The organism is Mycobacterium kyorinense, assembly GCF_002101735.1.
GTDB lineage: Bacteria > Actinomycetota > Actinomycetes > Mycobacteriales > Mycobacteriaceae > Mycobacterium > Mycobacterium kyorinense.
Window position 1 is genome coordinate 35680 of the sequence record NZ_LQPE01000003.1, and the last position, 26579, is coordinate 62258.

The 26579-nt window shown below is 65.4% G+C and carries 24 protein-coding genes and 2 pseudogenes; 11 read left to right on the forward strand and 15 right to left on the reverse strand.

The genetic code is table 11. From position 1 onward, the window contains the following. Window positions 1-62 precede the first annotated feature (62 nt). Window positions 63-389 (forward strand): hemophore-related protein, encoded by a 327-nt coding sequence (locus tag AWC14_RS00400; RefSeq protein WP_045384032.1) that lies wholly within the window; start codon window positions 63-65, stop codon window positions 387-389. Window positions 390-429: 40 nt separating this feature from the next. On the opposite strand, the gene AWC14_RS00405 is transcribed toward AWC14_RS00400, so the two are convergent. After that, window positions 430-1980, reverse strand: coding sequence for an MFS transporter (locus AWC14_RS00405; RefSeq protein ID WP_081968314.1), 1551 nt, complete (start codon window positions 1978-1980; stop codon window positions 430-432). A 128-nt stretch (window positions 1981-2108) separates the two neighbouring features. Here AWC14_RS00405 and AWC14_RS00410 point away from each other — a divergent pair, with 128 nt between their 5' ends. From AWC14_RS00410 to AWC14_RS00420, 3 genes are all read left to right on the forward strand, one after another. Further along, window positions 2109-2801, forward strand: coding sequence for a rhamnosyl O-methyltransferase (locus AWC14_RS00410; protein ID WP_045384034.1), 693 nt, complete (start codon window positions 2109-2111; stop codon window positions 2799-2801). A 77-nt stretch (window positions 2802-2878) separates the two neighbouring features. After that, entirely contained in the window at window positions 2879-3892 is a 1014-nt protein-coding gene (locus AWC14_RS00415) for a hotdog fold thioesterase (protein WP_045384036.1), read from the forward strand. A gap of 83 nt (window positions 3893-3975) precedes the next feature. After that, on the forward strand, window positions 3976-5169 hold the full coding sequence (locus AWC14_RS00420; protein WP_045384037.1) for an amidohydrolase family protein: 1194 nt from the start codon (window positions 3976-3978) through the stop codon (window positions 5167-5169). Window positions 5170-5191: 22 nt separating this feature from the next. Here AWC14_RS00420 and AWC14_RS00425 read toward each other — a convergent pair whose 3' ends face one another. The 4 genes from AWC14_RS00425 to AWC14_RS00440 all read right to left on the reverse strand — a co-directional run bounded on the left by AWC14_RS00425 (window position 5192) and on the right by AWC14_RS00440 (window position 9847). Beyond that, entirely contained in the window at window positions 5192-6016 is an 825-nt protein-coding gene (locus tag AWC14_RS00425) for a class I SAM-dependent methyltransferase (RefSeq protein ID WP_057003305.1), read from the reverse strand. Between the two features lie 359 nt (window positions 6017-6375). Next, window positions 6376-7617 carry an acyl-CoA dehydrogenase family protein gene (locus AWC14_RS00430; RefSeq protein ID WP_045376504.1) on the reverse strand — a complete coding sequence of 414 codons (1242 nt, stop codon included), beginning with the start codon at window positions 7615-7617 and terminating at the stop codon, window positions 6376-6378. Further along, on the reverse strand, window positions 7617-8750 hold the full coding sequence (locus AWC14_RS00435; RefSeq protein ID WP_045376501.1) for an acyl-CoA dehydrogenase family protein: 1134 nt from the start codon (window positions 8748-8750) through the stop codon (window positions 7617-7619). Before AWC14_RS00435 ends, AWC14_RS00430 begins: the two co-directional genes overlap by 1 nt. A gap of 164 nt (window positions 8751-8914) precedes the next feature. Next, a complete protein-coding gene (locus AWC14_RS00440) occupies window positions 8915-9847 on the reverse strand; it encodes an RNA-guided endonuclease InsQ/TnpB family protein (protein WP_081968057.1) in 933 nt (310 codons plus the stop codon). Between the two features lie 139 nt (window positions 9848-9986). Between AWC14_RS00440 and AWC14_RS00445 the strand changes: the two are divergent. From AWC14_RS00445 to AWC14_RS00460, 4 genes and pseudogenes are all read left to right on the forward strand, one after another. Next, a pseudogene (locus tag AWC14_RS00445) lies at window positions 9987-10775 on the forward strand (hypothetical protein). Further along, on the forward strand, window positions 10772-11398 hold the full coding sequence (locus AWC14_RS00450; RefSeq protein WP_142281482.1) for a hypothetical protein: 627 nt from the start codon (window positions 10772-10774) through the stop codon (window positions 11396-11398). The pseudogene AWC14_RS00445 and the gene AWC14_RS00450 overlap by 4 nt, the downstream one beginning before the upstream one ends. 142 nt (window positions 11399-11540) lie before the next feature. Then, window positions 11541-12740: a cytochrome P450 gene (locus AWC14_RS00455; RefSeq protein WP_045376495.1), complete on the forward strand. Its 1200-nt coding sequence runs from the start codon at window positions 11541-11543 to the stop codon at window positions 12738-12740. Continuing rightward, window positions 12737-13894, forward strand: coding sequence for a Zn-dependent alcohol dehydrogenase (locus AWC14_RS00460; protein ID WP_045376492.1), 1158 nt, complete (start codon window positions 12737-12739; stop codon window positions 13892-13894). The genes AWC14_RS00455 and AWC14_RS00460 overlap by 4 nt, the downstream gene beginning before the upstream one ends. A gap of 7 nt (window positions 13895-13901) precedes the next feature. Here the strand turns inward: AWC14_RS00460 and AWC14_RS00465 are convergent, their stop codons facing one another. The 5 genes from AWC14_RS00465 to AWC14_RS00485 all read right to left on the reverse strand — a co-directional run bounded on the left by AWC14_RS00465 (window position 13902) and on the right by AWC14_RS00485 (window position 19137). Further along, window positions 13902-14381, reverse strand: coding sequence for a PIN domain-containing protein (locus AWC14_RS00465; RefSeq protein ID WP_283016178.1), 480 nt, complete (start codon window positions 14379-14381; stop codon window positions 13902-13904). After that, entirely contained in the window at window positions 14315-14521 is a 207-nt protein-coding gene (locus tag AWC14_RS00470; protein WP_045376522.1) for a hypothetical protein, read from the reverse strand. Before AWC14_RS00470 ends, AWC14_RS00465 begins: the two co-directional genes overlap by 67 nt. 69 nt (window positions 14522-14590) lie before the next feature. Beyond that, complete coding sequence (locus AWC14_RS00475) at window positions 14591-16903, reverse strand: FdhF/YdeP family oxidoreductase (RefSeq protein ID WP_045376489.1); 2313 nt, start codon at window positions 16901-16903, stop codon at window positions 14591-14593. A 12-nt stretch (window positions 16904-16915) separates the two neighbouring features. Next, window positions 16916-18136 carry a cytochrome P450 gene (locus AWC14_RS00480; protein ID WP_057003302.1) on the reverse strand — a complete coding sequence of 407 codons (1221 nt, stop codon included), beginning with the start codon at window positions 18134-18136 and terminating at the stop codon, window positions 16916-16918. Between the two features lie 11 nt (window positions 18137-18147). Then, window positions 18148-19137: an LLM class F420-dependent oxidoreductase gene (locus tag AWC14_RS00485; RefSeq protein WP_045376486.1), complete on the reverse strand. Its 990-nt coding sequence runs from the start codon at window positions 19135-19137 to the stop codon at window positions 18148-18150. A 56-nt stretch (window positions 19138-19193) separates the two neighbouring features. Here AWC14_RS00485 and AWC14_RS00490 point away from each other — a divergent pair, with 56 nt between their 5' ends. Continuing rightward, window positions 19194-20690, forward strand: a complete 1497-nt coding sequence (locus AWC14_RS00490) for an acyl-CoA carboxylase subunit beta (protein ID WP_045376483.1) — start codon at window positions 19194-19196, stop codon at window positions 20688-20690. A 69-nt stretch (window positions 20691-20759) separates the two neighbouring features. Here the strand turns inward: AWC14_RS00490 and AWC14_RS00495 are convergent, their stop codons facing one another. The 5 genes from AWC14_RS00495 to AWC14_RS00515 are packed head-to-tail and all read right to left on the reverse strand — an operon-like array spanning window position 20760 to window position 25602. After that, window positions 20760-21596, reverse strand: coding sequence for an SDR family oxidoreductase (locus AWC14_RS00495; RefSeq protein WP_045376481.1), 837 nt, complete (start codon window positions 21594-21596; stop codon window positions 20760-20762). Window positions 21597-21610: 14 nt separating this feature from the next. Then, window positions 21611-22402 carry a maleylpyruvate isomerase family mycothiol-dependent enzyme gene (locus AWC14_RS00500; RefSeq protein ID WP_045376479.1) on the reverse strand — a complete coding sequence of 264 codons (792 nt, stop codon included), beginning with the start codon at window positions 22400-22402 and terminating at the stop codon, window positions 21611-21613. Window positions 22403-22461: 59 nt separating this feature from the next. Beyond that, on the reverse strand, window positions 22462-23499 hold the full coding sequence (locus AWC14_RS00505; protein ID WP_045376477.1) for a TIGR03857 family LLM class F420-dependent oxidoreductase: 1038 nt from the start codon (window positions 23497-23499) through the stop codon (window positions 22462-22464). Beyond that, complete coding sequence (locus AWC14_RS00510) at window positions 23441-24604, reverse strand: alpha/beta hydrolase (protein ID WP_045376475.1); 1164 nt, start codon at window positions 24602-24604, stop codon at window positions 23441-23443. Before AWC14_RS00510 ends, AWC14_RS00505 begins: the two co-directional genes overlap by 59 nt. Beyond that, window positions 24601-25602: an NAD-dependent epimerase/dehydratase family protein gene (locus tag AWC14_RS00515; RefSeq protein WP_045376473.1), complete on the reverse strand. Its 1002-nt coding sequence runs from the start codon at window positions 25600-25602 to the stop codon at window positions 24601-24603. Before AWC14_RS00515 ends, AWC14_RS00510 begins: the two co-directional genes overlap by 4 nt. A gap of 76 nt (window positions 25603-25678) precedes the next feature. Here AWC14_RS00515 and AWC14_RS30035 point away from each other — a divergent pair. Then, window positions 25679-26350: pseudogene (locus AWC14_RS30035) on the forward strand (TIGR03619 family F420-dependent LLM class oxidoreductase); the annotation flags it as partial. Further along, entirely contained in the window at window positions 26304-26558 is a 255-nt protein-coding gene (locus tag AWC14_RS30040) for a hypothetical protein (protein WP_337590210.1), read from the forward strand. The pseudogene AWC14_RS30035 and the gene AWC14_RS30040, both read left to right, overlap by 47 nt. Window positions 26559-26579 lie beyond the last annotated feature (21 nt).

Genomic DNA, 26579 nt, shown 5'->3' on the forward strand with positions numbered 1-26579 from the left:
GGCGAGGCAAGGTTTGCGCCAAGCCGTTAGAGTCGGTGGAATCAGTTGGGAGGAGACCACAAATGACGAAACTGTCGTTGACCAGGATGGCGGTGGCGATTGGCGGTCTGGCATTGTCCTTGACCGCCGGAGCCGGAATCGCGTCCGCAGACCCCGCTCTGGACCCGATCGTCAACACAACCTGTACTTACCCGCAGGCGGTGGCGGCGTTGAACGCGGAGAACCCGGAAGCTGCAGCGCAATTCAACGCATCGCCGCCCGCGCAGTCCGCGTTGCGTCAGTTCCTCGCCGCGCCGCCGAGTCGACGTGCACAGATGGCCCAACAGATTCAGGGTTCGCCGTACTTTGGCGTTATCCAGCAGATTGCAGCCACCTGCAACAACTACTGAGTCATCCCCGCATATCCGACGAAGCAGTAGCGCCGTCGAGCTAGATTTCCCCCGCGTCGATGGCTTTCTTGACTTCTTGCGCGTGGGCAATTTGCTGCGCGGTGTAGCCGATGAGCAGCGCCACCCCGCTGACGAGGACCGCCGCGCCGGCCAGCCACAGCAACCCATAGGTGAAGCCGTGGTCCAGTGCATTCAACTGGGCGGTGTTCATCTCCTTCACCGGCCGGTTGATGCCGCCCAAGCGCAGCGTGCGCAATGTGATGGCGGCCTGGACGACGGCTAGCACCACCGGTCCGCCGAGGCACCGCAGCATCAGCGAGATCGCCGATGTGGGCCCGATCCGGTCGACGCCGACGCTGGCGATCACCGACAATGCAAGCGGGACATCGATCATCCCGATACCGAACGCGCCGACGGAGAGCGGCACCACCACGTTCGGGAAGTACGGAACGCCGCGATTGAGCGTCGAGCCGTACAGCATGGCGACAAGCACCACGATGCAGCCGGCTATCACCACCACCCGCGGCGGGAACCACGACACCAGCCGCGACGAGGTGCCCGCACCGGCGCTCACAGCAACGGCAAACGGGATGAAGGCGAAGCCCGCTCGCAGCGCGCTGTAACCCATGATCTCTTGCACATACACCGCCACCAGCACCGTCACGGTGAACAGCAGCCCACCGGCCAGGAAGATGGCGGCGAACGTGGGAAGCCGGTTGCGGTCGACGAACAGGCTGAACGGCACAATGGGGTTCTCGGCCGTGCGCTCCACTAGGACGAATGCCACAAAAGCGCCCAGTGCAACCACACCCGAACCGATGGCCGCGGGCGACAGCCACCCCTTCTCCGGTCCTATCGAAAAGCCGAAAACCGCAGCGCCACAGACCAGCGTGGCCAGTACCGATCCACTGACGTCGAGCTTCATCCGTGTGCTCTGGGTTTCGTTCAGCGTTGCGTGGGCGCGGTAGATCACCAGCAGCCCTATCGGCACGTTCATCAAAAACGCTAGCCGCCAGGACAACTCGGTGAGCGCCCCACCCACCACCAAACCTGCCACCAAACCGAAACTGGCCGTCGCGCCGAACACCGCCGTAGCGGCGTTGCGGACCGGGCCCCTCGGAAACATGGTCGCGATCAGAGCAAAACAGATCGGCGCGGAGATCCCGGCGGCCACACCCTGCAGCAACCGGGCCAACACGAGGCTGGCCTCGTCCCATGCGATGCCACACAGCGCCGAGGCGACGGTGAACACGGCAACCCCGACGATGAACGTGCGCTTGCGGCCGATGGCGTCGCCGAGGCGGCCACCGAGCAGGATCAGACCGCCGAAGGTCAGCACATAGGCGGTGATTACCCAGCTGCGTCCGGCATCGGACAGACCAAGCTCGTGCTGAATCTTAGGAAGCGCAATGATCGCAATCGAGCCGTCCATCGTCACCATCAGCTGCATGCCGCCGATGGCGATAACCACGTCGACGAATCGGCGAGACAGCAGCCGAGTCGGCGTTTCGACCGACATCGGGGTCACGCGTTCGGTGCATTCTGTCGCGCCGCGCGGTCCTGCCTGCTCTGCATCGTCGCGAGCCGCCATAGCCGGCTACCCTACTCGAACCTCGTCATAGGCGAGGACGAAATACGAACGGGTCGCGGCCCATTGGTGCGTACGACTTCTATCTGATCACCGATCTGCCTGTGGCGGGATGTGTAACGTCGACTTGCATGGGACTGGGCAGCCAGCTGATTAGCCAAATAGCGGCGGTCATCTATCGCCCTACAGACGAGGCAGCTGGGGAGTATCACAAGTGGTACTACGGGACCGCAGTGCACTTGAAAACGAAGTGGATGGGTGTCGCTTGCCTGAAGTCGGTTAGCGACATGTGGAACTACCAGGAAATCCTGTCCGATCTGAAGCCGTCGGTGGTTGTCGAATTCGGAACAGCTTTCGGCGGTTCCGCCCTGTTTTTCGCCAGCGTCATGAGACAGCTGGGCCAACCGTTCAAGGTGCTCACGGTGGATGTGACCGATAAGCATGTCGATCCCGCGGCTCGCCGCGATCCCGATATCGTATTCGTAAAATCACCATCGACGGATCCGATGGTGGCCCAAAAAATCCAACTCCTGAAAACCGAACTGCCCGGCAAGACCTTCGCGATCCTGGACAGCGACCACACCATGAAGCACGTGCTGTCTGAGATGAGACTCTTACGTCCGCTGCTTGGCACCGGCGATTACTTGGTCGTCGAAGACTCCAACATCAACGGTCACCCCGTCCTGCCGGGATGGGGTGCGGGGCCATACGAAGCCATCGAGGCGTACGAGCGTGAGTTTCCCCACGACTACAAGCATGACACGGCGCGTGAGCGCAAATTCGGCTGGACGTTCGCGCCATGCGGCTTTCTGATCCGCAACTAGCGATATCCAGATAAGCAGTACCTGCGGTAACCTCATTCTCGAAGCGTCTTTGTTGCGCGGCGGAAGAGGAGAGCGCGATGGCTGGCCCGGACCAGGAAGTCGAAGTAACGCGCGGCGAGCGCTTCATCAAGACAGCGGTGGAAATCCTCGGCGAAACCGGGCGCACCGATTTCACGGTCCAAGAAGTGGTCGCCCGCTCCAAGACGTCACTGCGGGCGTTCTACCAGCATTTCGCCAGCAAGGACGAGTTGCTGCTCGCCCTGTTCGACAGGACCATGGCTCAGACGGCGCGGGCCTGGCGCGCCGAGACCACCGGGCTGGACAGCACCGCAGCGATGAAGCTGGTGATCGACCGCATCAGCGCACAACCCGAATCGACTAGGCAGGACAGCCTCAACCGGGCGCTCAGCCTCTACAACCAGCACCTCGCCGAAACCCGCCCCCGCGACTACGCCCGGGTTCTCTTGCCGCTGCACCAGCTGATTCGCGACATCGTGCAGCGCGGCATAACCGAAGGGGTTTTCCGGCCCGGCATCGACGCCAGTGCGGCGGCTGCGATCGTCATGCAGACCGTGCTAGGGGCACAGCGATTGCATTGGCTGGGAGCCGAATTGAGCGGGGCGCCGATTGACGCCGCGCAACTCTACGACTTTTGCATTCGCGCGCTCGGCGCCGACGACGAGCGCGAGGTGACAGCGCCGACGCTAGGCAAATTGTTCGACCAGATCGGGCTGCGGGATGCCGCTACCGACGACGGATACGCGATGGAATTGCCGGTAAGCCCGCAGGTGGTCAACACCTCCGGGGCGGTTCAGGGCGGGCTGCTGGCCACGCTCGCCGACGTCGCCGGCGGACAGCTGGGGCTGAACTATCTGCCCGCCGGCGCCGGGCTGACCACCGCCGACCTGTTCATCCGTTACCTGCGGCCGATCACCGCCGGTTCGGCTCGGGCGGTGGCCCGGGTGCTGCGGGCCGGGCGGCGTGCCGTCGTCACCCAGGTGGACATCTTCGGCAACGGCGACGACGAACTCGCCGCCACCGCCACAGTGAATTTCGCGGTCGTCAACGGCCGAGAGGCCGATCGGCACTAAACCTCCGCTTGCCTATTACGCATTACAGATCAAGATGGTAATGTCATTACCACTACCCTGGATCGCCGCTGCAAGGAGTAGCCATGCCGTCTCGCGAACTGTCCTTTCCGGTGTTCGACGCTGACAATCACTTGTACGAGCCGCAGGAGGCGCTCACCAAGTTCTTGCCGGACAACCGCAAGCACGTCATCGACTACGTGCAGGTCCGCGGTCGCACCAAGATCGTGGTCCGCGGCCACATCAGCGAGTACATCCCGAACCCGACCTTCGAGGTGGTGGCCCGTCCCGGCGCCCAGGAGGAGTACTTCCGGCACGGCAGCGGCGGCAAGAGCTTCCGCGAGATCATGGGCGAGCCGATGAAGGCGATTCCCGCCTTCCGCGAGCCGGGCCCACGGCTGGAGGTCATGGACGAGCTGGGCGTCGACTACGCGCTGATGTTCCCGACGCTGGCCAGCCTGGTCGAAGAACGCATGAAGGACGACCCGGAGATGACCCACGACGTCATCCACGCGCTCAACCAATGGATGTACGAGACTTGGTCGTTCAACTACAAGGACCGCATCTTCGCCACCCCGGTGATCACACTGCCCATCGTCGAGCGGGCCCTGGAAGAACTCGAGTGGTGTTTGGAGCGCGGCGCACGCACGGTGCTGGTCCGTCCCGCGCCGGTGCCCGGATACAAGGGCACCCGCTCGTTCGGATTGGAGGAGTTCGACCCGTTCTGGCAGGCCTGCATCAAGGCCGGCATCCCCGTGTCGATGCACGCATCCGACAGTGGCTACGCCGAATTCGCCAACGCGTGGGAGCCCGGCGACGAGTTCCTGCCGTTCAGGCCGACCGCGTTCCGCATGCTGGTGATTGGCCACCGCCCGATCGAGGACGCGCTGGGCGCGTTGATCTGCCACGGTGCGTTGTCGCGCAATCCGGAGCTGCGAATCCTGTCCATCGAGAACGGCGCCGAGTGGGTGCCCCACCTGTTCAAGGCGCTCAAGGGCGTCTACAAGAAGATGCCCAACGCATTCAGCGAGGATCCCATCGAGGCCTTCAAGCGGTGCATCTACATAAGCCCGTTCTGGGAGGACAACTTCGTCGAGATCGTCAAGATGGTGGGCTCCGACCGGGTGGTGTTCGGCTCGGACTGGCCGCACCCTGAGGGGCTGGCCGACCCGCTGACGTTTGTCGACGAGCTCAAGGACCTTGACCAGGACGACGTGGAAAAGATCATGGGCGGCAACATGATGGAGTTGATGAAGGTCGCCAAACCAGTCAGCGCCTAAGCACGAGCGAGACGAAAACGAGCTAGCCGAACTCCAGTAACGTCAGCGTCGGACGCAGTGCGGCCAGGGCACGAATCCGATAGGACATTGACAGCAGTGAGTTGAACACGCGCCCGCGGCCAGGCGGACAATGCAGATCACGCGCTGAGCGGACTCCAGGCACCCTGCTGACCAGGCTCGCGGCCTCTGTGACTGACATGCTGAACGGCATCGGCGGCATCTTGTAGCGCAACGAGCTCCAATGCCCGCGTCGGGTAAACCACGAGAACGCCGCCGGAGGCAGGTCGAATAGCATTTGGCCGCCGGGAAACCTCTTGGCGCACTCCCCGATCAGCGACAGCGCCTCCTCGGGCTGCAGGTACATCAGCAGGCCCTCGGCGGTGACGAACACTCCGCTTGACGGGTCCACACGGTCTGCCCAGCTGAAGTCCAGCGCCGACTGGGCGCACACCGAGATTCGGGGCGATTCCGGCAGCAGCCGGGTGCGAAGGTCGACCACCGACGGCAAATCGACTGTCAGCCAACGGAATTGCCCATCCGGGATCGCAGCCTCCAACCGCCAGAAACTGGTTTGCAGGCCCTCGGCCAGCGCGACCACCGTCGCCGACGGATGCTTGTTCAGATAGCTGCGGGTGTGGATGTCGAAGGCCAATGCTCGCAGCGCGATGCCCTGGTGCGGCCGGCCGAACTTTGCGAAATCGAAGTCGATCGAGTCCGCCAGCGAAACCGCCACCGGGTCGTCGATGACAGCGTCGGCGCGGCGAGCCTCCCCGGCGCGCGCATGCAGCGTCAGAAGCGCGGTCTCGGAAACACCGTTGAGGCTAGGGGTCAGCTTGGCGAGGCTCATCGACGCTGACCCTACCTGCCGCGGGTCACCGCAAAACGGTTTTGGCCAGCGTACGCAGGTTGCGGGTGGTGGCGGCGACTCGTAGCACTTCATGCCCATCGCCTTGCCAACAGGGCTGTGCAGGGTGTCGCCGTTGGGCACCGGCCAGTAAAGGACGGCGTCACCCTGCGCGACCTTCTCGGCCACTCGGTCGGGGCGCCGCCTGCTCGTCGAGCACGTCGGTGTCAGCCGCCAGCGCGACATCGGAGTGACCCCTCCAATTCGGGGCTCGAACGGGTAGGTCATCAACGACGGCGAGCACCCGCCTGTCAACGCGGTGCACAGCCCCCGCCCGTCGACGCGAGCGGACAACCGCCCGGTTACCGTCGGACGTCTTTGAACGGCACGTCGCGGTCGGCAGCGTACTCGCGCGGGAAGTTCAGCACCCGTTCGCCAATTACGTTGCGCGCCATCTCCGTTGTGCCGCCACCCATGCAGACCGTCTGCCGCGCGAGATACCGCAGCCCGGTCTCCAGGCCCTTCCCTGGCTCGCCGACCACCCCGGTCGATCCGGTGATCGCCAAACCGGTGTCCATATCCAATGTCACTGTCTCGGCGTGGAAGAGCCGAATAAGCGTGCCACCCGCGGGTGGCAGGGTGCCGTCGCGCACGCTGCAGTAGACGTGGTCGGACAACTGGTCGCTGACCGCGCGGTGGACCAGCACCCGCCCGGCCATCTCCCGCACCCGCTCGTTGCCTGCCTGCCCGGTCTTCTCGACGAGCGCGACATAATCCACCGGTGTCGACCGGCCACCCTCACTGCCTGTGCCGCTGGCGAATTCGGAGCTTTGCCCCACCGCGCGGCGCTCATGGTAGAGCTGGCGCGACGCCACCGCCCACCCCTTGTTGACCTCGCCGACGACCGCGTCGTCGCCGACGTCCACATTGTCGAGAAACTCTTCGCAGAACTCAGTCGAGCCGTTGAGTTGAGTGATGCGCCGCAACGTGATTCCGGGATGGGCGATCGGCACCAAGAACATGGTCAGCCCGTCGTGCTTGGGCACATCCCAGTTGGTGCGGGCCAAACACAGCCCGTAGTCGGCGGCAAAGGCACTGGTGCTCCACGTCTTTGCGCCGTTGATCACCCAGCGATCGCCCTTCCGGTCGGCGCGGGTCAGCACACCGGCAAGATCCGATCCACCGCTCGGTTCACTCAGCAGCTGCACCAGCACCTCGTCGCCGCGCAGCGCCGCTGAAATGTGACGCTTCTTTTGCTCCTCGCTGCCGGTGTCGAGCAGTGTCGCGCAACAGATCGTGAACGTCGGCGTGTTGAGGATCAGCGGCATCTCGTAGTTGGCGCTCTCCTCGTCGAACGCCTTCTGGTACTCGTAATCCAGCCCTAACCCGCCATATTCGCGGGGAAAGCAGATACCGGCGAAACCGCCTTCGTAGAGCCGCTTTTGCAGCTCTCGGGCCCGCCGCCAGCTGCGTTCGTCGTCGCGGTGCGCGGCCGGCGGGCACGCGGGATCGATGCGCGGCATGTTCTCGGCCAGCCAGGCCCGGGCCCGGGCGCGGAACTGGTCGACCGACTCGACGGTCGGGGTGACTTTGACGTCGGTCATCAGGCCGACCTCGACCCTTCCTTCCAGGCGTACACCGCCAGGTTGTGTTCTTCGGGTGTGCCGAACATGGAGCGGTACAACGCAACTCGACGCAGATACAGGTGCAGGTCGTGCTCCCAGGTGACGCCGATCCCGCCGTGCATCTGCACGCAGCCCTGCACGATTTGCGGCGACATCTCCCCGACGTAGGACTTGGCGATGGTGGCCGACAGCCCGGCTTCGGGTGAGCGAGCGGCGATGGATGCGACAGCCGCGCTCGTCGTCGCCCGGCACGCCTCCAACCACATCTTCATATCGGCGAAGCGATGTTTGAGCGCTTGGTAGGACGCCAGCGGACGGCCGAAGGTGTGCCGGTCCAGCGCCCACTGCACGGTGAAGTCGAACACCGTCTGCAAGATCCCCACCACTTCGGCGCACTGCAGGACCTGCGCGATCTGGCTTTGCCGCTCGATCAGTGCAGCGGTTTCGGCAGCACTGCCGACCGCGGCCTCAACATGTACCCCGTCGAATCGCACCCGGGCGTACTGCTTGACCAAATCGATCGACTGCTGCGGCTCGATGCTCACCCCGGGCGCGTTCTTTGGCACCAGGAACTGGCGCACACCGTCGTCGCTTCGCGCGACCACCAACAGCAGATCGCTCTGGGCGCCCGCCTCCACGCGGTCTTTGACACCCTCGATGCGGTAGCCGGAACCTGTGGCGGTGGCGGTCACCGACGGCAGGTGCGGGGCCCAACCCTGACCCGGCTCATAGACGGCCCAGGACGCTACGGTCTCCGCGGAAATCAGCGATTCGATCGTCGCAGCATGGGTTTCGGGCTCGGCGCACTCCACCAGCCCGGCCAGCACCACGCTCACCGGGTAGAGCGGCCCCGGAGCGACGGTCTTGCCGAGCAACTCGGCGACCATGGCCAGGTCCGCGACGCCGCTTCCCGAGACGCTGCCCCCGCCCAGTTCCTCGGGGACAAGCAATCCTGTCCAGCCCAGCTCGGCGGCGCGTCGCCACCAGCCTCGGTCGAACGAGATACCCGCGGCATGCAGCTCACGCACCCGGCTCAGCGGCACCTCTTTTTGAAGAAATGCTTGGGTGGTGGAGGCAAAGAGTATCTTTTCGGGGGAATCGACGGCAGTCATGGTCCTGGCTACGGCCTTCCTTCGCCGATCGGTCCCAGTCGGGGGTTCGCTGGTCCTCCGATGGTAGCAATGAGCAATACAACAGTAAGACATACCGGAGTTCGATCGATATTGACGTCCTCCCCAGACTGGAGTCTGCGGATTCCAACCCGGTCCCACCTAACTTATGCAGCAGGAGAGCTGAGTTGAGGTTCACAGTTCACAGACCGCCTAACGGCGAAGTCTCCCTGTGCTGGTACCGCCCGCCCAGCGGCGATGTTGCGAGCCGCGTTCACGTCGGCGTTGCACGGCCCCGCTTTGCAGGCCACGCACGCGAAGACCGCTTGGCTCTTGCGGTTTTCGGGTGCGATATGTCCGCAGGCGGAGCATCGTTGCGACGTGTGCGCGGCCGGGACCCGTTGGAGGCGTCCCGCAGCTTTGTAATCAAGCCGGGCAACCAGCCAGCCCCACCCTTGACGATGGATTGCGCAGTTGAGGCCCCGTTTCTGCGCGACGCAGACACCTGGTTGCTCAGGCGTGCCGCGCGCAGAGCGGGTCATCGCCCGCACATTGAGGTTCTCCACTCGAATGGTGTCGAACCGGCGGGCAAGGTCGGTGCTTGTCTTTTCCACCCAGTCGCGTCGCCGGTCGGTTTCGCGGGCTTTGAGTTTGGCGATCGACAGTTTGGTGCGCGCTCGGCGGTTGGAGCCGGGCTGGGCGCGCGCGAGCCGTTGCTGCAGGCGCCGCAGCCGGGCCTGTTCACCCGGCGTCAGGCTGGGGGTGTGCAGCAGCTCTCCGGTGGACAGTGCAGCCGAGACCGTTACGCCGCGGTCGATGCCGACAACGCTGCCATCGCCGGCAAAGAAGTTCTGCATGGCTTGGGCGAAGTCGCGCAGCGCTTGTTGCTGCACAGTCTGCGATCCTGCCGCCAACCATTCGTATTCGGCGCGGATCTCGGTCAGCTGTGCCGACTGCTCTTTGTACCGCGGGGCGCGCCGTCCGGGCTGCCACATTTGTTGCTGCTCGACGGCGAGGTTCCAGACGAACCGGGCATGGCGGCAATGCTCCACCAACACCACCTCTTGGGCAGGTGTGGGCAACAACCGGAATCGAGACATACCCGTAAGCTAGCCACCACCACCGACACCACTAGGGATCGCACTCCGGCGCAGACCGGGATCGGCGTTCCTCCCTGGCACAAATGCCTGGGGTTTCCCGGCCGAGGATGTCCGATGACGACGAGAAGCTGTGGCCGCGATGGCTGACACCGAAAAACAACCGGCGCAGGCTGACGACGCCAAGACGAAAGAGGACGCCCTCGCGCTGGCCGAGCAGGCCGAGGCCGAAGCCGCCGAAGCCGAAGCGCTGGCCGCCGCGGCGCGCGCCCGGGCGCGGGCCATTCGACTGCGCCGCGAGGCCGAGGCCGAAGCTAAGGCCGAGACACCGGCCGAAGCCCCAGCCGAGGACACCGAGGCCGAGACGACCGAAACCGACGACGCCGCCCCCGAGCCGGCCGAACCCGCCGAGTCGCCTACTGCTACAGCGCCGCCCCGACGGTGGGCACGCATCACAGCCAGGGCGCTGGCTGTCGCCGCGATCATTGCGATCTGCGGTCTGCTCGGCGCCAGCGGATACATGATGTGGCACCACCACACCGTCGTTGCGCAACGGCAGCGGGATGCAGCGTTTGTCGCGGCGGCCCGGCAAGGCGTGGTCAACATGATGTCGCTGGACTTCCATAAAGCCAAGGAGGACGTCCAGCGGGTCATCGACAGCTCCACCGGCGAATTCCGTGACGACTTCCAAAAGCGCGCCGCCGATTTCACCTCGGTCGTCGAGCAGTCCAAGGTCGTCACCGAAGGTACGGCAAAGACAACCGGGATCGAATCGACGGGTAAGGATTCCGCGGTCGTCCTGGTGCTGGCCAACGAACGCGTCACGAATTCCGCTGGCGCCAAAGAATAACCGCGGTCGTTCCGGTTGCGGGTCACCGTGGCCCGCGACGGCGATCAGATCAAGATGTCGAAAGTCGAGTTCGTGCTGTGAACGTGGACGACAAGACCGAGACAGAAAACGCCGACGAGACGCGCGACGTCGAGCCCACCGAAGGTGTGGAGATCGACAAAGCCGCCGAGACCGACCAGGCGTCGCAGCCGCAGACCACAAGCCGCGGCAAGATCACGCTGCGGCTCAAAGTCGTTCCGGTCGTGTTGGTCCTGTTGCTGCTGGCCTCCGGCGGGCTGGCGGCATGGCTGTATTTCAAGCAGTACCGGCCCGACGAGCAGACCGACCACGCCGCCGCGCAGGCGGCGGTCAACGCCGCAAAAGACGGCACCGTTGCGCTGCTCTCCTACAAACCAGACACCCTCGACCAGGATTTCGCGGCCGCCAAGTCACACCTCACCGGCGACTTCCTGAACTACTACGACGAATTCACCCGGCAGATCGTGACCCCGGCCGCCAAGGAGAAAGCGGTGACCACCGCCGCCCAGGTCGTGCAGGCAGCGGTGACGGAAATACACCCGAACTCGGCGGTCGTGCTGGTCTTCGTCAACCAGAGCACCGTCAGCAAGGACAGGCCCGACCCGTCGATGGCTGCCAGCAGCGTGCTGGTGTCGATGACCAAAGTCGACGGCAAGTGGCTGATCACGAAATTCGAACCAGTCTAATAAGCCAGCTCTGAATTCCCGGCCGCGGCAAGGACTTCGGCCATGCTTCGACGTGCCGCACGGCCGTCGTTGGGCTACGTTGCTATTTATACTATGATAGCGATGTTCGGTCCTGCTGGACCCCACCGGCTGCTCAGGAAGGATGCTGATGGCAATCAGCACCGTTACTCTCGACTTCACCGGCCAAACCAGCCCCTATCCGTTCTTCGAGTACAAGCGGCGCACCGAACCGGTCTGGCATGGTTCACTCACTGACCAGTCGCAGCTACCGGACGAGCTCAAGCCCACCGACGAATGGGTGTTGTTCGGCTACGACGACGTCTTCCACGCTTTCCGCGACGACCGGGTCTTCAGCTCGCACGGCTACGACCAGACCATCGGCCTGGTGATCGGGCACACGATCCTGGCAATGGGCGGCAAGGAGCATCACGATCACCGCAACTTGGTGGCCAAGGCATTTCGCGCCACCGCGCTGGAGCGCTGGGAACCGGCCGTGATCGGGCCGGTCTGCAATCAGCTGGTCGACGAGATCAAGCACGACGGCGCAGCCGATTTGGTCCAGGCCGTCACGTTCGAATTCCCCACCCGCGTGGCCGCGACGCTGCTCGGGCTGCCGCGCGAAGACCTCGACCTGTTCCGCCGGTTGTCGTTCGACCTCATCTCGATCCCGGTCGACATCGAGGCCGGGCTCAAGGCGTCGATCGACCTCTACGACTACTTCCTCGACCAGGTCGAGCAACGACGGCGCAAACTCACCGACGACATCATCGGCGACCTGGTCAGCGCCGAAATCGACGGCGAGAAGCTGACCGACGACGCCATCATCTCCTTTCTGCGGCTGCTGTTGCCCGCTGGCCTGGAAACCACCTATCGTTCGTCGGGAAACCTGCTGTATCTCTTGTTGACCCATCCCGAGCAGTTGGCGATGGTCTACCGGGACCGCAGCCTGATCCCCGCGGCGATCGAAGAGGGACTGCGGTATGAAACACCGCTGACCAATGTCCCGCGCACCACCACCGAAGACGTCGAAATCGGCGGGCAGACAATCCCTTCCGGGGCGCAGGTCGATTTGTGCATGGGATCGGCCAACCGTGACGAAAGCCGTTGGATTGATCCCAACACCTTCGACATCCTCCGGCCCCGGCAGGCGCACCTGGCTTTCGCCGGCGGTATCCACATGTGCCTCGGCATGCACCTGGCCCGGCTGGAAACCCGGATCATGTTGAACAGTTTGTTCGACCGGGTCGCGAGTCTGGAGCTGACGCCCGACGACGCCAAGATCGTCGGCCTCACGTTCCGCTCCCCCAACAAACTTCGGGTCACCTTCACACCGGTGTCATGAGAAGCCGCGCGGCGATCCTGCACGACGTCGGAGGCCCGTGGTCTGTCGAGGAATTCGAGCTCGACCCACCGCGCGCCGGTGAGGTTCTGGTCGAGATGGCCGCCGCCGGACTCTGCCATTCCGACGACCACATCCTCAAGGGCGACATGTCGGCGCCCAACGAAGTGCTGCGCTCGCTCGGGTTGCCGACCATGTTCCCGACGATCGGCGGCCACGAAGGTTCCGGAATCGTCCGCGAGGTCGGCGACGGCGTCACCGAATTCGCTCCCGGCGATCATGTGGTGACTTCGTTCGTCGCCGTGTGTGGGCAATGTCGTTGGTGCGCAACCGGCATGGAATATCTGTGTGACGCGGGCATCGGCACGCTGACGCCGGGGATGCCGACCGACGGGACGTTTCGCCACCACACTTCTGAGGGCAAGTCCTTGGGCCATATTTCCAAGATCGGCGCGTTCGCCGAACACACGGTGGTGGCGGCGGATTCACTGGTCAAGATCGAACCCGAGCTGTCGCTTGTGCCCGCCGCGCTGCTGGCATGCGCCATTCCCACCGGCTACGGGTCTGCGGTCAACCGCGGCGGGGTCCGCGGCGGCGACACCGTCGTCGTGATCGGCGCCGGCGGCATCGGCACCGGCGCGATCCAGGGCGCCCGCATCAACGGCGCCGCGCAGATCGTCGCCGTCGACCCGGTGGAATTCAAGCAGAAGTCGGCGTTGCGGTTCGGCGCGACGCACAGCGCGGCGAACGCCGCCGAAGCGCTGGATCTGGTGCGCGACTTGACCTATGGGGTGATGGCCGACGCCGTGGTGGTCTCGCCGTCGCTGATCACCCCCGATGACGTTCGCGACGCGCTGAAGCTGACCCGCAAGGGCGGCACCTGTGTGCTCACCGGTATGACGTCGCAGCTGACCCACTCGGTCAAACTGAACCTGCAGGATTTCATCCTGATGAACAAGACGTTGGCCGGCACCGTGTTCGGGTCCTGCAACCCGAGGGCCGATGTCGTCCGGCTGGCGCGGCTCTACCAGACCAGTCAGCTGATGCTCGACGAGATGATCACGCGGCGCTACCGTCTCGACGACGTCAACGACGCCTACGCCGATCTGCTCAACGGTGAGATCATCCGCGGCGTCATCGATTTCGGGATCAGCTGAACCGCGGCTAAAAGGTCCCTCGCGGTAGTACCCATTGGTGCTGGAACCTCAATACCGTTGCGGCTGTCTCGAAGTCGGCGTCGTAGTGAACAACGGTGAGCCGGTGCGCTGCGGCCAGGACGGCAGTGAGTAGGTCGGCCATGCCGACAGCTCGATGTTGGCTGGTTCGTGCCAGGACTCGCTGTGCGCCCAGTGCTGTTTGCCAATGCTCGTCGTTGGTCGGGAGATACTCGTACGCGACGCGCCGGTCCGCCCAGAGCTGTTCGTATTCGGCCGGCCCGCGTGCACTGTAGAGCGCTTCGGCATCCAGCGATGCTGTTGTCGCGACCAAGCCGCCTTCGATCAGCGGCCGCAGGCGGCGAGACACCTCTGGATGGCGCATTCTCGCTGCCGCACTGGTGTCGATCAAATACTGCGCGATCAGCGCCACACTTCGCCGCGCCCTTCTGGGCCGGCCATGCTCTCCAGCCCACCCTGCTCGAGCCATTCGATCTGGCGCGCCCGCGCGGACCGGGCTGCCGCTTGCTGCAGGGCGATTCGCACAGTGTCTGAGACACCCGTGGTGTTTAGTTCACTCTGTGCCGCGGCAAGAAGGTCGTCGTCAAGGTCAATCAATCTCTTGGTCATGGAGCCCACCCCTCCGGTGGAATATATACATGTACTCGAACCAGTATATATCGGGTGTGGTCCACCCCGTCACGCCAACTCGAGCCTGATCACGATCGCCTTGGACACCGGGGTATTCGATTTGGCCGCAACGTGATCCAATGCCACCAACCCGTTGGTCTCCGGATAGTAGGCGGCGGCGTTGCCGACCGGCGTGGAGTACTCGACCACCATGAAGTCCTTGGCCCGCCGCTCTTGGACGGCGCCGCGGCTGTCGGTGAACTCCGACACCAGATCGACGCGGTCTCCGGCTCGTAACCCGAACTTCGCGATGTCGGCCGGGTTGACGAACACCACCCGCCGGCCGCCCTTGACGCCGCGGTAGCGGTCGTCGAGGCCGTAGATGGTGGTGTTGTACTGGTCGTGGCTGCGCAGCGTTTGCAGCACCAGCCGTCCCTCCGGCACCGGCACCCACTGCAGCGGGTTGACCGCGAAGTTGGCTTTGCCTGTGCTGGTGGGGAATTCGCGGGAATCGCGCGGCGGGTGGGGCAGCTGGAACCCGTCGGGTTGGCGAACTCTGGTGTTGTAGTCTCCGCAGCCGGGCACGACGGCGGCGATCGCGTCGCGGATGGCGTCGTAGTCGTTGTTGAACCGCTCCCACGGCACCGGGTGCTGCGGGCCCAGCAGGGCGCGGGCCAGCTGGCAGATGATCGCGACCTCGCTGCGCACCTGATCGCTGGGCGGATGCAGGCTGCCCCGCGACAGGTGCACCATCGACATCGAATCCTCAACGGACACCTGCTGTTTGCGGCCGCCCTGGATGTCGCGGTCGGTGCGGCCCAGCGACGGCAGGATCAGCGCCGTGGACCCGTGCACCACGTGGCTGCGGTTGAGTTTGGTCGACACCTGCACGGTCAGCGAGCAGCTGCGCAGCGCGGCCTCGGTCACCGCGGTATCCGGTGTCGCAGAAGCGAAGTTGCCGCCCATGCCCATGAACACCTTGGCCCGCCCGTCGCGCATCGCGCGGATCGCATCGACCGTGTCCAGGCCGTGCCTGCGTGGGCTGACGATGCCGAACCGCGCGTCGAGCGCCGCCAGGAACGACTCGGGCATCTTCTCCCAGATGCCCATCGTGCGGTCGCCCTGCACGTTGGAGTGTCCGCGCACCGGACACAGGCCGGCGCCCGGCTTGCCGATCATGCCGCGCATCAACAGCACGTTGGCGATCTCCGAAATCATCGGCACCGCATGCCGATGCTGGGTCAGCCCCATCGCCCAGCACGCGACCGTGCGCCGCGAGGCCGCCAGCATGGTCGCGACGCGCTCCAGCTGCTCGCGCGAAATGCCGGTCGCTTCTAGCACGGTGTCGAGGTCGACGGCGCGGGCATGGGCCTCGTATTCGGCGAAATTCGAGCAGTGCGCGGCAATGAAGTCGCGGTCCACCACACTGCCCGGCGCGCGGTCGTCGGCCTCCAGCAGCAGCCGGCCCAACCCCGCGAACAACGCCATGTCGCCACCGAGGCGGATCTGGACGAACTCGTCGGCGATCGGCACGCCGCGCCCGATCACGCCGTGTACCTTTTGCGGGTCCTTGAACCGGATCAGCCCCGCCTCGGGCAGCGGGTTGACCGCAATGATCTTGGCGCCGTTGGCTTTTGCCTTCTCCAGCACCGACAGCATCCGTGGATGGTTGGTGCCCGGGTTCTGGCCGGCGATGATGATCAGGTCGGCCAGCGTGACGTCCTCGACGGTCACCGACCCCTTGCCCACACCGATCGCGTCGACCAGGGCGGCGCCCGAGGACTCATGGCACATGTTGGAGCAGTCCGGCAGGTTGTTAGTCCCGAAGCTGCGCACCATCAACTGGTAGACGAACGCCGCCTCGTTGCTGGTGCGCCCGGACGTGTAGAAGACCGCCTCGTCGGGGTTGTCGAGCCCGCGCAGTTCGTCGGCGATCAGCCGGTAGGCGTCGTCCCAGGCGATGGGGCGGTAATGGGTGTCGCCGGGGCGTAGGACCATCGGCTCAGCGAGCCGGCCCTGCTGGCTCAGCCAATGCTCCGGGCGCGCCTCAAGGTCGGCGATGGAATGCCGGGCGAAGAAGTCGGCGGTGACCACGCGCTTGGTGGCCTCTTCGGCGACCGCCTTGGCCCCGTTCTCGCAGAATTCGGCGAGCTTGCGGCCGCCCTGCTCCTCCGGCCAAGCGCAGCCCGGGCAGTCGAACCCGTGCCGCTGGTTCACCCGCGCCAGCGCCGCCGCCGTGCGGACGGCGCCCATCGAGGCCAGCCCGCGCTGCAGCGACACCAGCACCGCCTTGACGCCGGCGGCCCCGCGTTTTGGTCCAGCCGCCACCACCGCGTGCTCGTCGTAGCGAACCTCGACGTCGCGATCCTTCACGACGTCCATCTTGCCCGACGGCTATCGGAACGAGTAGCGCACCGGCAGGTGTTTGAGACCGCCGACGAAAGTGGTGGCGACGAATTGCGGATCACCGGTCAGCTCTATGGATTTCAGTCGCGGCAGCAGCTCGGTGAAGAAGCTGTTGACCTCCATCCGAGCCAGTGCGGCGCCCAGACAGAAGTGCACGCCGTAGCCGAACGACAGGTGCTTGTTGGGGTCGCGGCCGACGTCAAAACGGAACGGCTCGTCGAAGATGTCCTCGTCGCGGTTGGCCGAGACGTAGGATAGCAGCACCGACTCCCCCGCGGCGATAGGCACCCCGTGCACCGTGGTGTCCTCGGCGGCGGTGCGCATGAACGCTTTGACCGGGGTGACCCAGCGGATCATCTCCTCGGTGGCCAGCGGCATCAACCCGAGGTCGTCGTGCAGCCGCCGATGCTGGTCCGGGTTCTCGATCAACGCGTGCAGGCCACCGGAGATTGTCGCGCTGGTGGTGTCATGCCCGGCAGTGGCGACAATCAAGTAGTAGGAGACCGTGTCGATATCCGACAGCGGCTCGCCGTCGACCCGGGCGTTGGCTATCGCGGATGCCAGGTCCTCGGTCGGGTGTTCACGCCGCGACGCGGTGACGCCGTTGAAGTAACCGAACATATCCAGCAACGCAGGCATTTGGTCTTCGAGTGTGGTGCCGCGCTTGAACTCGGCGTCGTCGCCGCCGAACAACTCCTGGGTGAGCCGCAGCATCCGCGGGAAGTCTGCTTCAGGGATGCCCAGCAGCGACATGATCACGTAGAGCGGGAAGTTGACCGCGACCTCTTGCACGAAGTCGCATTCCGGCCCGACGGCGGCCATCTTGTCGACGTAGATCTTGGCCAGTTCGTCGACGCGAACCTTCAACGCCCGCATCGCCTTTGGCCGGAACCAGTCCGCGCCGATCGCCCGCACCACCCGATGCTGCGGGTCGTCCATGTGAATCAGCGTGCGCACCCCGATGGTGGCCTGCACCTCGTCGGCCTCCGCGGTCACCAACACCGGTCGCGGCCAGTTGGTGAACAGCATGTTCGCGCGTTCGATGTCCATGATGTCCACGTGCTTGGTAATCGCCCAGAATGGCCGATAGTTCGGCACGTCGACCCACGACACCGGGGCGTTGGCGCGCAAATGAGCCAGCGCCGCATGCAGTTTCGCCTCGTCGGTGTAGGCCATCGGATCGGCCAGCAGCTTGGCGGCGTCGTCCATGGTCGGTGTACTCACTGTCGCAACTCCTTCAACACGGCAGTAACGTTGTCCTCGGAAAACGTGGGCGGCAGGGACGGCATCACCCGATCGATCACGCCGTCGCACCGGCTGCGCAGCGCGGCTGCCAGCTTTTCGACCGGCGCGACGACGGCGAACGCGTCGAGCATCTCGTCGTCGATCAGCGAGCCCATCGCGTCCCATTTGCCTTGCAGCGAAAGCTGATGCAACTCGGTAGCCGCGTCGCCCCACCCGTGCAGCTCGAGAACCTTGCGGTAGGCGGGCGTCGAGCCGTAGAAGGCGATCTGCTTGCGGATACTGGCGGCGGTGTCATCATCGGTCGCCACAAACACCGGGCACGCAAGCTCGAAGTCGGCCCGGTCCCGGCCGGACCGCTGCATGCCGCGCTGCAGCGCGGGTATCGTCACCTCGTGCAGGTAGCGGGTGGTCGTAAAGGCATGGGCCAGTAGGCCGTCGGCGACTTCGCCGCTCATCTCTGTCATCGCCTCACCGACCGCGGCGATGAACACCTTCGGTACAGGATAGGGCTGCGGCTCGGGGGTGAACATCGGCGTCATGAGCTTGTGGGTGTAGAACTCGCCCTCGAATCGCAGCGGGGTTCCGTCCTTCCACGTCGACCAGATCGCGTGCAGCGCCAGCACGAATTCGCGCATCCGTCGCACCGGGTGACTCCACGGCATGCTGAAGCGTTTTTCGATGTGCGGCTTGATCTGGGTGCCGAGCCCGAGGATGAACCGGCCCTGGGAGTAGGTCTGCAGGTCCCAGCCGAGGTTGGCGACGGTCATCGGGTTGCGCGCGAACGCCACCGCGATGCTGGTGCCCAGCTCCAGGCGCGACGTGTGCTCGGCGGCGAGCAGCAGCGGCAGGAACGGATCATGGTTGATCTCGCCGGTCCAGCAGCCGTCGTAGCCCTGTTTTTCGAGCGTGCCCGCCAACTCCGGCACCCGAGCGAGGTCGCAGAAAAGCCCGCCGTCGACCTTCATCTCGCTGACGCTACAGTAAGCGATTCAGTAGGGTCAATGAACGTTAGGATGCGACCATGACCAAGCCCCCGGACTGGGAGGAAACGCTCGACGATCTCGATCGCCGTCGTCAGTACGCGCGGGGCATGGGCGGGGCGGAGCGGCTCGCCAAGCACCGCGGCAAGGGCAAGCTCGACGCGCGGGCACGCTTGGAGCGGCTGCTGGACCCGGGCTCGTTCCGCGAACTTGGCACGCTGGTCGGTGGCGAGGCGGCCGCCGACGCGATCATCGTGGGGTCCGGCTGCATCAACGGCTCGCCCGTCATGGTGGGCGCCGAGGACTTCACCACGCTGGCGGGCAGCATCGGGCCCGGCGGTAACTCCAAGCGGTACCGCATCGCCGAATTGGCGCTGCGCGACAAGATTCCGTTGGTGATGCTGCTGGAGGGCGCCGGCTTCCGCCCGACCGGCGGGCATTACGGGCGCAGCCCGACCGACTTGCTCGCCCAGACGCAGTGCTCGGGGCGGGTTCCCACCGTCGCCGCCGTCCTGGGTCCGTCGGCCGGGCACGGCGCGCTGGTGGCCCCGGTCTGCGATTTCCGGATCATGAGCAACCAGGGCGCCATCTTCACCGCCGGCCCACCCGTCGTGAAAGAGTCGACAGGCGAGGACATTTCGAAGGAAGACCTGGGCGGCCCGGATGTGGCCTTGCCCAGCGGGGTGATCCACAACGTCGCCGAGGACGACGAAGCCGTGCTCGACAATGTGCGTCGCTACCTGTCGTATTTCCCGCCCAGCGCGTGGTCGTATCCGCCGTCGCTACCCGCCGACGACACCAGCGAGCCGCGGCCCACGCCGGAGCTGCTCGACATCGTCTCGCGCGACAACCGCCGCGTCTACGACATGCGCGCGGTGCTCGACGTGGTGTTCGACCGGCCCGACTGGTTCGAGGTCCAGCCGCAGTTCGGGCGGGCGATCATCTGCGCGTTGGCTCATCTGGGTGGTCACCCGGTGGCGGTGGTGGCCAACCAGCCGCAGGTGTTGGCCGGCTCGATCGACGCCGACGCCGCCGACAAGGCAGCGCATTTCATCATGGTGGCCGACTCGTTCCACCTGCCGATCGTGTTCCTGGCCGACAATCCGGGGATGCTGCCCGGCAGCCGCTCCGAGCGCTCCGGAGTGCTGCGCGCCGGCGCGCGGATGTTCGCCGCGCAGACCGCGGCCACCACGATCAAGCTGCATCTGACGCTGCGCAAGGCGTACGGGTTCGGGTCGATGGTGATGTCGCTACTCGGATTCGACTCGCAGGTGGCCACATTCGCCTATCCCGGCGCAACAATGGGCGCGATGAGCGCCGCGGCGTTGAGCCGGGCGTCGCATGCCGGCGAAGACCTGTCGGCCCGGTTGCGCAACGCGGAGCTGCAGGCGTCGTACCGGTCGGCCGAGCACATGGGGTTCGATGAGCTCATCGATCCCCGCGAAACCCGCGACGCATTGCTGGCCGCGCTGCAGCGGGGTATCTACAGCCGCCAAGCCACCCCGGAGCCGGTCACCCGCACGGTCATCCTGCCGTAAGGCGCGAGCAGACGCAGAATCGCATGTTCGGGCACCGAATCATGCGATTCTGCGTCTGCTCGCCGGGCCTCAGTAGACGTAGTTCTCGCCGCTGGCCCGCACCGTGATGTCGCTGATGTTGATCCCCCACGGCTGATCGATGACATGCACGACCGCGTCAGCCAGGTCGTCGGGAGTGATCAGCCAGTACCGCATCGAGTCGATATCCGTCTGCTCCGGCGAAAGGGCTCCGTTCGTCAAATTGCCGACATTCGCTAGGAACTCGGCGGCCTTCTGCCCGACAATGCCGACCACTGCCGCTTCGTTGACGACCCAGCTGGCGAGATTGGTTCCCAGCACACCGGTCGGCTTGACGTTCGTCACTTTGATCTTGCCCTGAGCCTCCACGCGCAACGACTCCGACAGCGCATCGACCGCCGCCTTGGTCGCGCTGTAAACCCCGGACCCTTCGGTCCCGGCGTTGCCGTAGATCGACGAGATGTTGACGACGTGACCGCGGCCCTGCTCGACCATCGTGTCGTACACCGCCGAGATGCCGTTGACGACGCCCTTGATGTTGATGTCAATTGCCTTATGCCACTTCTCCCAGGCGCGTTCGTGGTCAGCGAAAAACGCCAGCGGCATCACGCCTGCGTTGTTCACGATGACGTCGATGGCGCCGTAGGTGTCGACGGCGGTTCGGGCCGCCGCTTTGAGCTGGGCCATGTCGGTGACATCGGCGACGTGGGCGGTGCCTGCAAAGCCGGCGGCCCCGATACCGTCGAAAACCTCGTTCAGGTTCTCACCGTTGACATCCACCCCGACAACCTTCGCCCCGCCGGCGGCACACTTTTCGGAGATCAGCTTGCCGAAGCCGCTGCCTGCTCCGGTGACGACAATGACCTTGCCCTTCAGGTACTTCGACATGCCTCCCCTGTCTCTCACACGATGTTCACTATGTCGAGAAACCGGGCGCCGTAATCCTCGTCGCCGCTTATCGTCACGTCCCTGGTCCGCCAGTCGGCCCGTCGGGTACCCCACTCCGGGAACTCCACGGCGACACCGGCAATCGCGGCGGCAGCATCGGTGCTCTGCCCCGGCACTGCACGGTGGGCGTCTACAACCCAACTCCCCCCGCCCGGTCCACGCAAGGTAATGCCGATCGACCGGTCGAGCCACGCCGGCCGAGCAGCCTGCAATTGGTTGCTCAGCACCGCGAACATCCACTCGAGTATCACTGTCATCCGGGTGGCATCGGCGTCGGGCGCCGGTAGGCCGAGAGCCGCGGCAATGTCGTGCCGCAGATGCGTGTGTTGGTCGAACGTCATTGCGCCGGCGAGCAAAAGGCGGGCCGGGAACTTGCCCAGCTCTCCCAATGGCATGCGTAGGCCGGCCAGCGGCGTCGACAAGGTCAGCCGCGCCGCAGTGATCAGGGTTCGGCTCCAGCGTTCGTACTCGGCGAGCGTCTGCGCCGGTGTCCAATCTCGACGCGCATCGACCAGAGCATCGTTAGTGCGCTCGATATCGTTGGTGCGCAGTACTTTCAATGACGCCGGCGTGAAGATGGAATGACACGCCGATCCCAAGTGCGCGACAACATCTTGCACCCGCCATCCCGCCGCCTTACTCGGCGTCTGCCATTGGTCGTCGTCGAGCTCGCGGCAGAACCCGATCACGTCGGCTCGTTCACGTCGCAGAGCGGAAACCCGGTCAGGTCGGGAAATGTCATCCATGGGCAAGCCTTCCGGCGATTGCCGCGAAGGATAGCACCTACCGCAGCGAGTGCAGAGCCTTATGAGCGGTATGCGGCGACGACGGGTTCGAGCTCCTCGGGTGTGGCGCCGTGCATGATCACCGCGTCGGCGCCGTAGTCGAATTCCTTGCGGATGCGTTCGACACATTGCGTCGCCGATCCGGTGGCCGACGGCTCCAGCCACTCGTCGGGAATCAGCGTCGCGATGTGCTCGATCTGCTCGGGCGTGGCCTTGTGGTCGATGCCACCGGCTATCGACGTCACCACCTGGTCTTCCCGGAATCGTTGCAGCACAGCAGGATCCCAGCCGTTGGTCTGCACCATCAGATCGCCGTAGCCCTGCAGGTAGGTGGCCAGCCGCGCGACGGTCTTCTTCAGCCGCAGCTGTTCAGGAAGGTGGTCACCCACGGTCGCGAAGCACGACCACACCCGCACACTGGACGGGTCGCGGCCGGCCTTTTCCGCCGCGTCCTTGACGATTTTGACGCAGCGCTGCAACGTTTCCGGCGTGAAATAGGTGTGCAGGATGACGTCGTCGAACACGCGGCCGCCCAGCGCAAGCGACTTCGGTCCGAATGCCACCAGCGCCAGCCGGATATCCTCGTCGAAGTCGGGGTCGAGAAACAGCACTTGGTACTTGCCCATCGGGCCGTCGTGGTTGAAGATCACCTCGCCGTGCCACAGTCGGCGCATGACCTGGGCCCAGTCCTCCATCTGCGCGGTTGTCACTGCCGGGATGCCGAACGCGCTATAGATAGCGCCGATCCCGCGGCCGATCCCCAGCGTGAACCGTCCGCCGGAAAGCCGGTGCATCGTGGTCGCCCACGATGCGGTGATCAGCGGATGGCGGGTGTTGTGATTGGTTGCGGCGGTGGCGATCTGCATCCGGCTGGTCACCGCGCATGCCGCGCCGACGAGAGACGACGCTTCCTTGACGTTCCAGCGTTCGGAGATGAACGCGGTGCCGAAGCCCAACTCCTCGCCGCGGCGGGCCTCGTCCATCAAGGTCGCGGGCCCTTCACCGCCGGCGCCGGCCAGCAGGTAGCAACCCAGTTCGTCGAGAACCCGCTCGGTCAATGCCTAACTCCTTCACTACCCCTCGCAAAAACCGCTCCGACACCGCCTGCACGCGGCGGGAGAAGATATGGCCGACGTGACTGCCGTCGTACCAATGGAACTGGCCACCCCACCGCGCCTGCAACGCCAGCGCCGGCTCGCGCATCGCCATCCGGTCATGCCACGCCCCGACGATGAGCCGGCGATGCGGCGGCGGCGCCGGTTCGACGGTCAGCGGGTCGATCACCGACGTCAGCGCCGACACCACCGGTGACTCCAATAGCCGCCGGATACCGGAACGCTTCCCTCCCCAGCGTGCCAGGTGCTGCGCGATCATCGCGTTGAGACCCAGGATCGGCGTGTACAGCGCGGCGGCATCGACCCGCTTCTCGAAGTGTGACACCAGCGCCGCCACCGCACTGCCCATCGAAACCCCGGATACCACAACCGCTGTCGCCTGCGGCTGGACCCATTGCACGACGGCCCGAACCTCCGACACGGCGCGCATCATGCCGGCGACATTGGTCAGTGGATCCATGTCCGGGTAGGGCGGCCACTGACGACGGCGGCTGCCGTGGCCGGGCTGCACCGGTACCGCGACGTTGAAGCCAAGCCGTCGCTGCAGCCGGCCGGCCCGCGACACCAACAAGTCGTCGGGTCGGCCTTGGCCGGCGCCATGTACCCACACCAGCCACGGCCGCGGCCCGTCGCGGTGCCGGCACAGGTGCACTACTGCGGTCGCAGGACCACCCAGGCCCGCCGCCGCCAGTGTGCTCGGCAGCGCGGGGTCGTGTTCGTAGGTCACCTGCTCGTAGGCGAGCATCCCGAGGCGACGACGCCGGATCGAGCGCACCCGCAGCGGTTGCGGGTCGGCGTGCGCACCGTCGGTTCCCAACGCCGACAGCTGCTCGGCCGCCGGGGTGCAGGCGTCCAGCGGCCGCACCGCCAGATCGACCGGCATCAGCGAAAAACCGGCCAGCACAAGCTCGTCCATCACCACTTCGCCCAGCTGCCGCACACCGAGGGGCGATGCCGGGGACCAACCGTTCGATTCGGTGATACCGGACACCGCGCGCGGCAGCACCAGGGCCAGCTCGCGGCTGACATCGAGTGCGCGGTTGGTCATCTATGCCTGCGCTCGATGTAGAACTGCGCAGCCCGTCGCAAAGCAGCCGACGTCGGCCCGGGTTGCCAACCCAACTCACGGACCGCCTTGCTGTGATCCAGCGGCGAGGTCAGCCGCATCAGTCGCACCGTGGTGGCGTTCACCGGGAAATCGCGCCTCAGCAACTTGCCGCCCACGCTTGCCGCATAACCGAATGCACCAACCAGCGGCAACGGAACACCGATGCGCGGCGGCTCTGCCCCGACGGCGTTGGCGGCGGTTTCGAGGGTTTCGCGCATGGTCATGAAGCTTTCGGAGACGATGTAGCGCTCACCGACGCGGCCGTGCTCCCCGGCCAACAGCAAGGCCGCGGCGGCATCTTCGATGCCGACCACTTCCGCCGCCACGCCCTTGACATACAACGGCATCTTCCCCATCGCGGCGCGCGCCACGAGCGAGCCGTGCGGCGTTGGCTGCCAGTCTCGCGGACCGTAGGTGTTCGAGACGCACATCGCGACAGTCGGCATTCCGCGTTCTCGCGCGTACTGCAAAACCAGCTGCTCGGCCTGCAGGCGAGACTCGATATACGGCCCACCCTTGCCGTGCCAGTTGAACGGCGTGTCCTCGTCGGCCGGGGCGTCAGGAGAGCCGACCGCGACAGTGCCGATCGTGCTCAGGAACACGAAGCGGTGCAGGTTCACCCCGGCCGCAATGTCGAGGACGCGACGAAGCCCCTCGACATTCGTGGCGAACAGCGGAGTCGGATCGCGCAGCCAGGCACGGGCATCGACGACGCAGTAGTACACGACGTCGCGGTCTGCCATCGCACCGCGCACCGCCGGCTCGTCGAAGATGTCGCCGTAGTGACGCTCGACGTCCAAGTCGTCGATTCCCCGCGTCGAGCTGGTTCGCCGCAGCAGCACCCGCACGTCGTCGCCGCGCTCGACGAGTTGGCGGGTGACGTGCGAACCCACGAACCCACTGGCGCCCATGACGAGCGCTCGGGTGTGGTGTTCCATCGCTGCTCCCACGGCCGGCCGTCTGTCGGATGTTACTGTAGCGATTACAGTATCGCTACCGGCCGCAGGAGCGTCGATGAAGTACACGCTGGAATACCCCAGCGAACTTCCCGATGCAGTCGAGGATTTCCTGCGACCGGACGTGATTCGCGACGTCGTGGTGCAGGCCGAGGCGGCAGGATTTTCGGCGGTGGCGCTGAGCGAACACCCAGCGCCGTCGGTCAAGTGGCGCCGCAACGGCGGACACAACACGCTGGACCCGATCGCGGCGTTGAGCTTCATGGCCGCAGTGACGAGCAACGTCAAGCTGATGACCAACCTGTACGTGCTGCCGTTTCGCAACCCGTATCTGTCGGCCAAAGCGCTGGACAGCCTCGACGTGGTCTCCGGCGGCCGATTGATCGCCGGCGTCGGTGCAGGTTACCTGCGCTCGGAGTTCTCCGCGATGGGCGTCGACTTCGACCGGCGCGCCGAGCTGCTCGACGAAGCGCTCCGCGCGCTGCGGTCGATCTGGACCGATCCCGAAACTCCGGTCAGCGGCAGCGGTTTCGACGCGGTCGGACCGGTGTGGCTCCAGCCTCCGGCGCAACGGCCGCACCCGCCGATCTGGATCGGCGGCAACGGCAAGGCCGCGTTGCGCCGCGTCGTCGAGCACGGAACCGGCTGGATGCCGCTGATCACCTCGGCGGGAATGGCGTCCGGTGATCCGCACTGCGGCCATCGAGGACGCCGCGCAATTCGGCGTGGTCCTCGACGAGCTGCGCGGACGGCTGGCCGACGCCGGCCGCGATCCGATGTCGGTCGACGTCCAGGTGGTCTGTCCGCACATCGACCTCGACGACGACGCATCGCTGCGGCATGCGCTCGAGGTGCTCGACGAGTTGGCCGGCTCCAGCCCGCGGGCCGCGCTGGACTTCATCACGTTCTTCGGCGAAGCGGTCGAGCGCCGAGCGTGAAACTGTTGCGAAAATCGCCGC

What these genes read in the sequence shown, in the direction of transcription:
- AWC14_RS00470 (WP_045376522.1), bottom strand. Translation starts at nt 14,521, where the DNA reads ATGACCAAGAGATTGATTGACCTTGACGACGACCTTCTTGCCGCGGCA.
- AWC14_RS00485 (WP_045376486.1), bottom strand. Translation starts at nt 19,137, where the DNA reads ATGAAGGTCGACGGCGGGCTTTTCTGCGACCTCGCTCGGGTGCCGGAG.
- AWC14_RS00465 (WP_283016178.1), bottom strand. Translation starts at nt 14,381, where the DNA reads ATGGCTCGAGCAGGGTGGGCTGGAGAGCATGGCCGGCCCAGAAGGGCG.
- AWC14_RS00415 (WP_045384036.1), top strand. Translation starts at nt 2,879, where the DNA reads ATGGCTGGCCCGGACCAGGAAGTCGAAGTAACGCGCGGCGAGCGCTTC.
- AWC14_RS00440 (WP_081968057.1), bottom strand. Translation starts at nt 9,847, where the DNA reads ATGTCTCGATTCCGGTTGTTGCCCACACCTGCCCAAGAGGTGGTGTTG.
- AWC14_RS00460 (WP_045376492.1), top strand. Translation starts at nt 12,737, where the DNA reads ATGAGAAGCCGCGCGGCGATCCTGCACGACGTCGGAGGCCCGTGGTCT.
- AWC14_RS00480 (WP_057003302.1), bottom strand. Translation starts at nt 18,136, where the DNA reads ATGGACGACGCCGCCAAGCTGCTGGCCGATCCGATGGCCTACACCGAC.
- AWC14_RS00515 (WP_045376473.1), bottom strand. Translation starts at nt 25,602, where the DNA reads ATGGAACACCACACCCGAGCGCTCGTCATGGGCGCCAGTGGGTTCGTG.
- AWC14_RS00475 (WP_045376489.1), bottom strand. Translation starts at nt 16,903, where the DNA reads ATGGACGTCGTGAAGGATCGCGACGTCGAGGTTCGCTACGACGAGCAC.
- AWC14_RS00430 (WP_045376504.1), bottom strand. Translation starts at nt 7,617, where the DNA reads ATGACCGACGTCAAAGTCACCCCGACCGTCGAGTCGGTCGACCAGTTC.
- AWC14_RS00405 (WP_081968314.1), bottom strand. Translation starts at nt 1,980, where the DNA reads ATGGCGGCTCGCGACGATGCAGAGCAGGCAGGACCGCGCGGCGCGACA.
- AWC14_RS00500 (WP_045376479.1), bottom strand. Translation starts at nt 22,402, where the DNA reads ATGGATGACATTTCCCGACCTGACCGGGTTTCCGCTCTGCGACGTGAA.
- AWC14_RS00455 (WP_045376495.1), top strand. Translation starts at nt 11,541, where the DNA reads ATGCTGATGGCAATCAGCACCGTTACTCTCGACTTCACCGGCCAAACC.
- AWC14_RS00425 (WP_057003305.1), bottom strand. Translation starts at nt 6,016, where the DNA reads ATGAGCCTCGCCAAGCTGACCCCTAGCCTCAACGGTGTTTCCGAGACC.
- AWC14_RS00400 (WP_045384032.1), top strand. Translation starts at nt 63, where the DNA reads ATGACGAAACTGTCGTTGACCAGGATGGCGGTGGCGATTGGCGGTCTG.
- AWC14_RS00495 (WP_045376481.1), bottom strand. Translation starts at nt 21,596, where the DNA reads ATGTCGAAGTACCTGAAGGGCAAGGTCATTGTCGTCACCGGAGCAGGC.
- AWC14_RS00510 (WP_045376475.1), bottom strand. Translation starts at nt 24,604, where the DNA reads ATGACCAACCGCGCACTCGATGTCAGCCGCGAGCTGGCCCTGGTGCTG.
- AWC14_RS00420 (WP_045384037.1), top strand. Translation starts at nt 3,976, where the DNA reads ATGCCGTCTCGCGAACTGTCCTTTCCGGTGTTCGACGCTGACAATCAC.
- AWC14_RS00410 (WP_045384034.1), top strand. Translation starts at nt 2,109, where the DNA reads ATGGGACTGGGCAGCCAGCTGATTAGCCAAATAGCGGCGGTCATCTAT.
- AWC14_RS00435 (WP_045376501.1), bottom strand. Translation starts at nt 8,750, where the DNA reads ATGACTGCCGTCGATTCCCCCGAAAAGATACTCTTTGCCTCCACCACC.
- AWC14_RS00490 (WP_045376483.1), top strand. Translation starts at nt 19,194, where the DNA reads ATGACCAAGCCCCCGGACTGGGAGGAAACGCTCGACGATCTCGATCGC.